The 9,769-nt window shown below is 63.9% G+C and carries 7 protein-coding genes; 4 read left to right on the top strand and 3 right to left on the bottom strand.

Annotation, left to right across the window (positions count from 1 at the left end):
- Positions 1-7: 7 nt before the first annotated feature.
- The gene (locus ACFTZB_RS25575) at positions 8-973 is read right to left on the bottom strand and encodes a zinc-binding dehydrogenase (RefSeq protein ID WP_378435311.1); all 966 of its coding nucleotides are present in this window, start codon (positions 971-973) and stop codon (positions 8-10) included.
- A 92-nt stretch (positions 974-1,065) separates the two neighbouring features.
- Positions 1,066-2,505, bottom strand: coding sequence for an amino acid permease (locus tag ACFTZB_RS25570; protein ID WP_378435309.1), 1,440 nt, complete (start codon positions 2,503-2,505; stop codon positions 1,066-1,068).
- A 152-nt stretch (positions 2,506-2,657) separates the two neighbouring features.
- On the opposite strand from ACFTZB_RS25570, the gene ACFTZB_RS25565 reads away from it, so the two are divergent.
- On the top strand, positions 2,658-3,554 hold the full coding sequence (locus ACFTZB_RS25565; RefSeq protein WP_378435307.1) for a LysR family transcriptional regulator: 897 nt from the start codon (positions 2,658-2,660) through the stop codon (positions 3,552-3,554).
- A 28-nt stretch (positions 3,555-3,582) separates the two neighbouring features.
- On the opposite strand, the gene ACFTZB_RS25560 is transcribed toward ACFTZB_RS25565, so the two are convergent.
- On the bottom strand, positions 3,583-5,139 hold the full coding sequence (locus ACFTZB_RS25560) for a purine-cytosine permease family protein (RefSeq protein ID WP_378435304.1): 1,557 nt from the start codon (positions 5,137-5,139) through the stop codon (positions 3,583-3,585).
- A 395-nt stretch (positions 5,140-5,534) separates the two neighbouring features.
- Here ACFTZB_RS25560 and ACFTZB_RS25555 point away from each other — a divergent pair, with 395 nt between their 5' ends.
- The 3 genes from ACFTZB_RS25555 (at position 5,535) to ACFTZB_RS25545 (ending at position 9,244) form a co-directional block, all read left to right on the top strand.
- Positions 5,535-6,935, top strand: coding sequence for an aldehyde dehydrogenase family protein (locus ACFTZB_RS25555; protein WP_378435302.1), 1,401 nt, complete (start codon positions 5,535-5,537; stop codon positions 6,933-6,935).
- Between the two features lie 85 nt (positions 6,936-7,020).
- The gene (locus ACFTZB_RS25550) at positions 7,021-8,124 is read left to right on the top strand and encodes a Zn-dependent alcohol dehydrogenase (protein ID WP_378435300.1); all 1,104 of its coding nucleotides are present in this window, start codon (positions 7,021-7,023) and stop codon (positions 8,122-8,124) included.
- A gap of 52 nt (positions 8,125-8,176) precedes the next feature.
- Entirely contained in the window at positions 8,177-9,244 is a 1,068-nt protein-coding gene (locus ACFTZB_RS25545; RefSeq protein ID WP_378435298.1) for a LacI family DNA-binding transcriptional regulator, read from the top strand.
- The last annotated feature ends 525 nt before the right edge of the window (positions 9,245-9,769 follow it).

The following is a 9,769-nucleotide window of genomic DNA, read 5'->3' as shown; positions in this document are numbered from 1 at the left end:
ACCTCACTCAGGGCACCAACACGATTTTTCCCTGCACGTCGCCGGCTGCGAGCTTCTTGAGCCCGGACTCGGCGTCGGCCAGTGGCAGGACCGAGTCGATCTGTGGTCGTAGGCCGGTGGTGTCGAGTAGTGCGAGGAGCTGCTGGAGTTCGTCACGGGTGCCCATCGTCGAGCCCAGGACCTGCAGTTGCAGGAAGAAGACCCGGTTCAGGTCGGATGCCGGGTTCGGTCCGGAGGTCGCGCCGCAGGTCACGATCGCTCCCCCGGGCCTCAGGGATTTGAGCGAGTGCGCCCAGGTGGCCTGACCGACGTTGTCGATCACCGCGTCGACCCGCTCGGGCAGGCGTGCCCCCGATTCGAAGACCTGGTCGGCGCCGAGTGCGAGCGCGGCCTCGCGCTTGGCTTCGCTGCGTCCGGTGACCCACACCCGCAGGCCGGCGGCCTTGCCCAGGGCGATCGATGCCGTCGACACGCCTCCGCCGGCGCCCTGGATCAGCACGGTCGATCCCGGTGCGAGGTTCGCCTTGACGAACAGCATGCGGTAGGCGGTCAGCCAGGCGGTGGGTAGGCATGCGGCCTGCTCGAAGGTCAGGGACGCCGGCTTGGCGACGAGGTTGCGGCGCGGAACCAGAACCTTTTCCGCCAGGGTTCCGTCGTAGACCTCCGAGAGCAGGGAACGCTTCGGGTCGAGGGTGTCGTCACCGGTCCACCCGGGTGACGTGATCACCGAGTGCACGACGACTTCGTTGCCGTCCTCGTCGATTCCGGCCGCGTCGCCGCCGAGGATCATCGGTAGCTGCTCGGCGCGGATGCCAACGCCGCGGAGGGTCCACAGGTCGTGGTGGTTCAGAGCCGCCGCCTTGACGGTGACCGTGGTCCAGCCGTCGCGGGGTTGGGGGTCGGGTCGATCTCCGACGACGAGCCCCGAGACGGGATCGTCCGAGGAGATGGTGTCGGCGTACGCGGCAAGCATGGTGGAGCCTTTCGTGTATTCAGTCGAGGTGATCGTCAACGACGCCGGTACCCCGGCGAGGGTCGCGGGGGTACCGGCTGGTCGTCGAGGGATCAGACCTTTTCGGGGTTTCGTGTTTCCGAGATCGCGGATTCGTTCGGGTCGATGTCTGAATCGAGCGTGAGTCCTGACCGTGATCGTGCACGGACCGTCTTGACGCCGAAGGCGACGAGTATGACCGCCCATACGGCCAGACCTTGCAGCAGTGAGATCCGGGACGTACTGTCCCACATCATACTTCCCAGGATCAGGACGATGACGGCGGTCACGACGATCGACAGGTACGGGAACAACCACATCTTGAATTCGAGCTTCCCGTCGTGGGCGAACTCGTTGCGCTTACGGAGGATGAGCTGCGAGATGCAGATCATCAGATAGACGAAGAGGATCATCGCCCCGGATGCGTTGATCAGGAACAAGAACACCGTGTCGGGGAAGAAGTAGGCGACGGCGATGCAACCGTAGGCGATCACGGTGCAGGAGAGCACGCCCCAGACCGGAACACCGCGCTTGTTCACCGCGGTCATCCACTTCGGGCATTCACCGTTGGAACCGAGAGTGAAGAGCATCCGCGACGTCGAGTACAGACCGATGTTCAGGCACGACAGGACGGCGATGAGGATGACGGCGTTGAGGATGTCGGCCACCCCCGGGATGTTGAGCACCTGCAGCACGAGCAGGAACGGCGACTCCCCGGTGGGAATGCTGTCCCACGGAACGATCGTGACGATGATGAGCGAGGACGTGACGAAGAAGAACAGAACACGGTAGATCACGGCGTTGACCGCACGCTTGATCGCAAGCCCCGGCTCCTTGGATTCTGCTGCGGCGACCGTCACCACCTCGGCACCGACCATGGAGAAGATGACGACAACGACGCCGGCGAGCATCGGGAATGCGCCGTTGGGGGCGATTCCGCCGTGCGAGGTCAGGTTCGAGAAGTCGATGCTCGAATTCGGCCAGAGACCGAAGATGAACAACCCACCCACGGCGACGAAGGCGACGACGGCGGCGATCTTGATGCCGGCGAACCAGTACTCGAACTTGCCGAAGTTCCCCACCGAAACCAGATTGACGAGGGTCAGAGCGAGCAGTAGCGCCACTGACAGCACCCAGGCCGGCACGCCGTGTATCCATCGTTGCAGCAGCTGCGCACCGACAACTGCCTCGAATCCGACGACGACCATTTGGTAGTACCAGTACAGCCAGGCTGTGGAGAAGCCCGCCCAATTACCCATGGCGTCGCGAGCGTAGTCGGTGAACGATCCCGTCCGGGGATTGGCGACGGCCATTTCGCCGAGCATCCGCATCACCAGCAAGATCAGCACACCGGTGAGCGCGTAGGTGACGATCGAGGCCGGACCGACCTCACTGATGATGGCACCCGAGCCGATGAACAGACCCGCCCCCATGGTTCCACCCAACGCAATCATCGTCAGATGCTTCTGCTTCAACGGAGTGTGCAACCCTCCGTGGGTATCGATGTCTTGCACGTGATTCTCCTCGTTGCGGGGATGTGGAAGCGTGACCCGGGCCAGGCGCTCAGCCTCTGTGTGAAGCAAGTCTCACTGCGCAGAATGCAGATCACAACAGCCAACTGGGCACATGCCTGTGCAAATGTGCACAGGCATGCTTAAGGTGAAGCATGATCGATGCCGACGACCTCCGCTATTTCCTGGAAGTGGCGCGTACCGGCCGCCTCGTGGCTGCAGGAAAGGGTCTGGGCGTCAACCACACCACGGTGGGACGCCGCATCACGGCACTCGAACGCGCGTTGGGAAATCGACTCTTCGACAGAGTGCCGACCGGCTGGGTCCTCACCGACGCCGGACACGAACTCGTCGTGCATGCGGAGTCGATCGAGTCCGCCCTGCTGGCCGCCATGGAAGGAGCTGCCTCGGGCGGCGGGCGACTGTCCGGAACAGTGCGGATCGCGACCCCCGACGGCTTCGGGGCGTTCGTGCTCGCTCCCCAGCTGGAGACTCTGTGTTCACAGCACCCCGATCTCGATATCGAAATCGTCACCGCTACAAGACATGACGTGCTCGCCGCCCGCGAGTTCGACGTCGCGGTCACCCTCGAGAGGCCCTCTCCGCGCGCGGTGGATATCAGCGAGCTCGCCGACTACCGGCTCGGTCTCTACGCCGGCGCGGACTATCTCGACACACATCCACGGATTTCGCATGTCCTCGACCTGCACGCGCACGCGTTGATCGGCTACGTCGATTCCCTGCTCGACGTCCCGGCTTTGCGCATCCTCGACGAAGTTCTTCCCGGACACCGCACACGGATCCAGACCAACAACATCACCGGACAGTGGACCGCGACGGCCGCCGGCCTCGGGGTCTCGGCACTCCCCCTCTACATCGGGGATCCGGATCCTCGCCTCGTCCGGATCCTCGAAGAGGAGGTGACGGTACTGCGGAAGTATTGGCTGATCGTGCCGCGCGAACTGCAACGGCTCGCACGGGTCCGCGCCGCGATCGCCGCGCTCCGTTCGCTCGCCACCGTTCACGAGGGATTGATCACCCGCACGGGGTGACACCGCCGAGGTCCAGGCGTCGTGCGATCTAGGACAGTTCCGGCTCCGGCTCAGGCCGAGACAACTCATGATCGATCTCGTATTTGACCCGCTCGCTGGGCTCGGAGACGACAACAGTCCCGTCGACACCCAATTCGTCAATGCCATCGTCGAGTCGTGCGATCTTCGTCCGCTCGCCGACCAGGTCCAGGTTGCGGCAGACCAGTAGGTAGAAGACGGACGCGACGACGAGGCCGGGAAGCATCGCGATGTCGGCGCCGTCGAGCATCTCGGCGATCGGACCCGTCCACCACACGGTGACGAAGAAGGGGGTCATCGCGATGAAGCCGACGAAGTATGCCGAGATCCCTCGCCAATCCCAGCGCCCGTACATACCGCGTGGGTTGAAGATCTCCCTGATCGAGTACGCGCCCTTGCGGACGAAGTAGTAGTCGACGAGGTTCACGGCAGTCCACGGCGTGAATAGGTACAGCATGATCGCCAGGAAGCTGCCGAATTCCGTCATGAAGTCGTCATTGGCATTGGCGGCGATGAACACGGCCACCACTCCGGCGGAGACCAGGGCGAAGAACCGTTTGAGCAACGTCGCCTTGATCGGTTTTACGGAGTCGATCGCGCTGAGAATCGTCAACGACGAGCCGTAGAAATTCTGGGCCGCACTGGTGATCAGGCCGATCACCGCGAGGACGGTGATGAGGATGCCGAACCCGTTGAAGACCCGGTTGCCGGCCTCGACGAGGGCCTGGGCCACGTTGAGGGTGGGGAACATCGAGGCTGCCGCGGCGCCGATCAGCATCATCCATCCTCCGCCGATCGTCGCACCGAGGTAGGTCCACCAGAAGGTGGCACGCGTGTTCACCGTGGCCGGCAGGTAGCGCGAGTAGTCGGAGACGTAGATCGCCCAACTCAGCTGGTATGCGGCTGCGGTGAAGAACTGCGCCAGGAACGGCGTCGCCGAGAATCCCTCGAAGCTCAGCTGCCCCTCGGGGAAGGAGTCGAAGAACAGTACGTGCACGGTGAAGATGAACATCGCGGCGATGAGGACGAACGACAAGTACCGCTGCAGTTTGTGGAACCACGAGTAGCCCAGAAACGCCATCACCATGGCGAGGAGGGTGAAGCCGAGTTCGGTGGCGGTCGGATCGAACCCGAGGGTGTCGTGGAACGTCTGGCCGGCCAGAATCTGGTTGAAGGCGTTGTAGCCGATGTACGTCGCAAGGGCGACGACGAACACCAGCAGGGCGCCGACGTAGCCGAACTGTGGCCGCGACTGGATCAGCTGCGGCAGTCCCATGTGCGGGCCCTGTGCGGAGTGCGCAGCCATGAAGAGGGTGCCGAAGAGGCAGCCGCCGATGATCGCGATCGAGGCCCACAGCAGGTTGGTGCCGAGGCTGACGCCGATGACACCGACTGCCAGTGTCGTCAGGTGGGCGTCGCCGCAGAACCACACCGGCCACAGGTGCCACGCCTTACCGTGACGTTCTGATTTGGGTACGTAGTCAATCGATCGGCGTTCGATTCTGCTGGGCCTCCGCGACTGGGGGCTGGACGCATCGTTGCCGGACAAACTGTCTGTAGCTGACACAGGAACTCTCCGGGGAAATTTTGGGACTGTGGGTCCGTGGTCGGACGGCCGACACGCGGATCGCGTTGGCCGAGACGCTTCGGTAGTTGAGAAGTGTGATCGCGCGCACAGCACCTGTCAAGTGTGCCAACACTTTCGGTGCTCGACGGCCACCCTTTGGGGGTGATTTGGCAAAAAAAGTCCGCCGAACTATTGTGACGAAACGTTTCGGCACTTAGTGTGACAACTCACAAGCAGTCATCCCGCCGCGACCTGAGTTGTAAATGACTGCAGGAAAAGGCTTTTGCGCCCATCCACGGCGCAGATCACCGCCGGCCGTCATGGACGTAGCAGCGATCGAGAGAGAGCCACTCCCCGTGCAGGGAGTCGAAATATCATGCGTGAGAAAGGAAATGATGGCTACCTTCGACACAATTTTCATTGACGGAGAGTGGGTCCCACCCCGCGGAACCGACTCGGTCGATGTCGTAGATCCCGCGACCGGCGACATCGCCGGACGCGTCCCGAGCTGCAACGAGCAGGATGTCGACTCCGCTGTCGCGGCAGCTAGACGCGCATTTCCGTCGTGGTCTACCACCACTGCAGCCGTCCGCATCGAGGTGCTGCAGCGGCTGATCGAACTCCTTCGAAAGAACGCCGAAGAGCTTGCCCATCTGGTGTCGATCGAGATGGGCGCACCGCACGAGTTTGCCCTGGCCGAGCATGTGGGCACCCCCATCGCGATGATCGAGAGCTTCGTCAACGCGCTGGCCGCCGAGCAGCCGGAAGAGCGTATCGGCAACTCGCTGATCGTCCGAGAGCCGATCGGTGTGGTTGCTGCGATCACGCCGTGGAACTACCCGCTGTATCAGCTTGTCGCCAAAGCGATCCCGGCGGTCGCGGCAGGATGCACGGTGGTGGTGAAGCCGTCGGAGCTGGCACCGTTGTCCACTTTCCGCTTCACGGAGCTCGTCGCGGAAGCAGGCCTGCCGGCCGGAGTCTTCAACCTGGTCCCCGGCCGGGGCGTCGTCGTCGGTGAGGCACTGTCCACTCACGTCGACGTGGACATGGTGTCCTTTACCGGATCTACCGGGGCGGGACGACGTGTGGCCGCGTCCGCCGCGCACACCATCAAGCGTGTCGCTCTCGAGCTGGGAGGAAAGTCCGCGAGCGTCATCCTCCCCGGCGCGGACCTGAGCGAAGCGGTTCCGTACTCGGTGGAGTACTGCATGGCCAATGCGGGGCAGTCCTGCAGCGCATGGACCCGCCTCATCGTGCCCCGCGCGGTCGCCGCCGAGGTGGAGACCATCGCGGCCGTTGCCGCCACCGCGATCGAGGGCACGCTCGGACCGGCCGCCTCCCGAGGGCAGTACCACCAGGTTCAGGACTACATTCGTGTCGGTGTCGAGGAGGGCGCACGTCTGGTTACGGGCGGTCCCGGTAACCCCGACGGCGGTGACGACGGCAATTACAACCGAGTCACCGTATTCGCCGACGTCACCCCCGACATGCGCATCGCGCAGGAAGAGATCTTCGGACCCGTGCTGGTGATCCAGACGTACGACACCATCGACGAGGCCGCCGACATCGCGAACGGCACCCCCTACGGGCTGCACGGCGCAGTCTGGGCAAAAACAGACGAAGAGGCGCTCGCATTCGCCCGACGACTACGCACCGGCCAGGTGGACGTCAACGGCGGAGACTTCAACGTCGACGCACCCTTCGGCGGCTACAAGCAGTCCGGGGTCGGTCGTGAACTCGGCCGAATCGGTCTCGAGGAGTTCTACGAGACCAAGTCCATCCAGCTCCCAAGCTAACCGACAACAGTCCGATCAGGAACCCATGTTTCGGCTGCACAGATCCCGCAGCTCGAGAACGTCCACGCCAGAAAAGGAACAATCCGTGAAGATTACAGCTGCCGTCTTCGAAGAAGCGGGCAAGGAACTCGTCGTCCAGGAACTCGAGCTCGACGATCCGAAAGATGGCGAGGTGCTCGTTCGCCTGGCCGCCAGCGGCGTGTGCCACAGTGATTACCACGTCGTCAAGGGCGAGTGGGGTTCCCCGTCTCCGCTGGTCCTCGGCCACGAGGGTGCCGGGGTGGTCGAAGCGGTCGGCCCAGGCGTCACCACCGTCGAGGTCGGAGACCACGTCGTGCTCTCCTGGGTGCCGTACTGCGGTCACTGCAAATACTGCAACACCGGTCGCCCCGCACTCTGCCCGCAGGTGCAGAAGAGCGCCTACCAGAGCGTCATGCTCGATGGCACCACTCGCCTCACCCGCGACGGTGAACCCGTCTACAGCTACTGCGCAACCGGGTCGTTCGCCGACCGTGTCGTGGTTCCCGAAACCGGCGCCATCCCGATCCGCAAGGACGCGCCGCTGGAGAAGGTCGCTCTGATCGGCTGCGCGGTTGCCACCGGCGTCGGCGCGGTCATCAACACGGCCAAGGTCCAGGCCGGCGACACCGTCCTGGTGATCGGCTGCGGAGGCGTCGGCCTGTCCGTGGTCATGGGCGCTGCCCTGGTCTCGGCGGGCAAGATCATCGCCGTCGACATCAACGACGACTCCCTGGCGCGCGCAAGGTCTCTCGGTGCGACCACCACGATCAACTCCGCGAAGACGGACCTCGCCGGAGCCCTGCACGACCTGGTCGGACCGGACGGTGTGGACTGGGCGTTCGAGGCCATCGGACTCAAGCGCACCATCGAGACCGCGTTCCAGTCGATCCGTCCCGGCGGCACCGCGGTGATCGTCGGACAGGCCGCCGACGGGGTCACCGTCGAGATCGATCCCCTGGTGATGTCCGACCGGGAAAAGTCGATGATCGGAAGCAGCTACGGCACCTGCCACCCGGCAGTGGACTTCCCACGCCTGGTCGATCTGTTCATGGAAGGCAAACTCGACCTCGACGTCCTGATCGCCCGCACCAGCACCATCCAGGACATCAACAAGGCGTTCGCCGCGATGGGCAACGGTGAAGCTGCGCGCACCGTGATCGCGTACTGACCGGCATTCCGGCCGGCGATCAGCGGATGAAGTCCTGACTAGGATGCACAGCATGGGCGGCGACGCGGAGCTCTACCGAGAACGGTTCGCGACGATTGTCGCGGCACGTCGCGGGACGCGTCGCCGCCCAGGCGTGAAAGATGTGGCCGCGATAGCGGAGGTGGGCGTCGGGACGGCATCCGATGCGCTCAACGGCAAAGGGCGGATGAATCCGGCCACCCGGGATCGTGTCCGGCAGGTCGCGGACGCGATCGGTTACTACCCGAGTGCACTGGCAAGATCGTTGCAGAGCAACAGAAGTGGGATCATCGGACTGTCGATCCGCCCCTTTGGTGGAGCGCCGTCGCAGTATCTGGCGGTCAGCTACTACGCCAGGTTCCTCAATGCGGCGACCGTGACCGCGCTCGAGCACGGCTACGCGCTCGTCGTCATGCCCCCGTCCCTGCCCACGCTGCTGCGCAATATCGCGATCGACGGAGTCATCGTCGCGGACCCACCACCCGGCGATCCTCTGATCACCGAACTCAAGGCACGCGGTATCGCGTATGTGTCCGACCTCGGGGAGGTCGACGATCCGGGCGCCCTCTGCGTCGGAAATGATCAGGCACAGGCCCTGATCGGCGTCTGCAACCATTTCAAGGATCAGGGTGCAGCGACCGTGGGAATGCTGGTATCGGACAGCGACGAGGACTACACGGCGCGCAGCCTTGCCGGGTTTCGGCAGTGGGCGGAGGAGAACGGGCAGGTGCCCCGCATCGAACGTGCAAGCATTCTCGATCCCGAATCCACAATGTCGGCCGCCCGGCGACTCTTCGATGGAGCGAACCGACCCGACGCCGTGTACACCACCGAGGCACCTGCCGGCGGATACCTCCTGAAGGCGGCGCGAGAACAGAATCTGCGCGCTCCGGACGACGTTCTGATTGCGTACTGCGCCGAGCACGCCACCGAGCCGAGCCTGTCCGATCTCACCATGCTCAGTTTGCACGCGGAACAGGTCGCCGAAGAAGCCGTCGAACTGCTGGCGGCCACCCTGTCCGGCCAGGACCCCGCACCGCGACACCGGATCGTCGGGACCACCTTGCACGTTCGCGCATCCTCGCGCCGCCGTTCCGCATAGTGCCATTTCGCCCGTGCCGACTCTTCGTCCCCCGCACATAGCCGTACACATCGTCTACGTCGTCGGATTCCGGAGCAGGGGTTCGACTCTGATGTCCTGGGTATGGAGCTTTCTCGGCACCGGACGAAGCCAACTGGCCACGACGGATCAGAAGGCCAAGCCCGCAATGTCCTCGCCAAGAGCTGGGTGCCGGAGGCTTTCAATGTTGTGATCGATCAACTGGCTCGCCATCGCGGCTTACGTGTCGAGGCTCGCGGATCTGGGCGGCATCGACATGACTTGCCCCCGGATCGTCCCGCCGTCCGGAGAATTGCGGTGTTGCCACACCCACTCGCCCGAGAGGTCTTTCCGTGTGCTGACAATGGACGCATGTCAGTTCATGACGTGCTCGGTGCGTGCGCGTCAGTCTCGATAGGCGCACGAGACAGCACATCTCGGTGTCGGTTGCCCGAAGGCCAACCACAACCCCGGGTGGATAAACTATGGGTGACCGCGGGGTGGTATGGGGGGGGGGGTGGGGGTTTG

Origin of the sequence: Rhodococcus sp. NPDC057014 (assembly GCF_042673295.1) — a bacterium.
In the GTDB taxonomy this organism is placed as follows: Bacteria; Actinomycetota; Actinomycetes; order Mycobacteriales; family Mycobacteriaceae; genus Rhodococcus_F.
Note: the sequence above shows the minus strand (reverse complement) of the source record. Positions and strands in the feature narration are given on the sequence as shown.

Bases quoted from the DNA above. Each gene is read 5' to 3' on its own strand.
- ACFTZB_RS25575 (WP_378435311.1), bottom strand. From the start codon at position 973: ATGCTTGCCGCGTACGCCGACACCATCTCCTCGGACGATCCCGTCTCG.
- ACFTZB_RS25565 (WP_378435307.1), top strand. From the start codon at position 2,658: ATGATCGATGCCGACGACCTCCGCTATTTCCTGGAAGTGGCGCGTACC.
- ACFTZB_RS25555 (WP_378435302.1), top strand. From the start codon at position 5,535: ATGGCTACCTTCGACACAATTTTCATTGACGGAGAGTGGGTCCCACCC.
- ACFTZB_RS25545 (WP_378435298.1), top strand. From the start codon at position 8,177: ATGGGCGGCGACGCGGAGCTCTACCGAGAACGGTTCGCGACGATTGTC.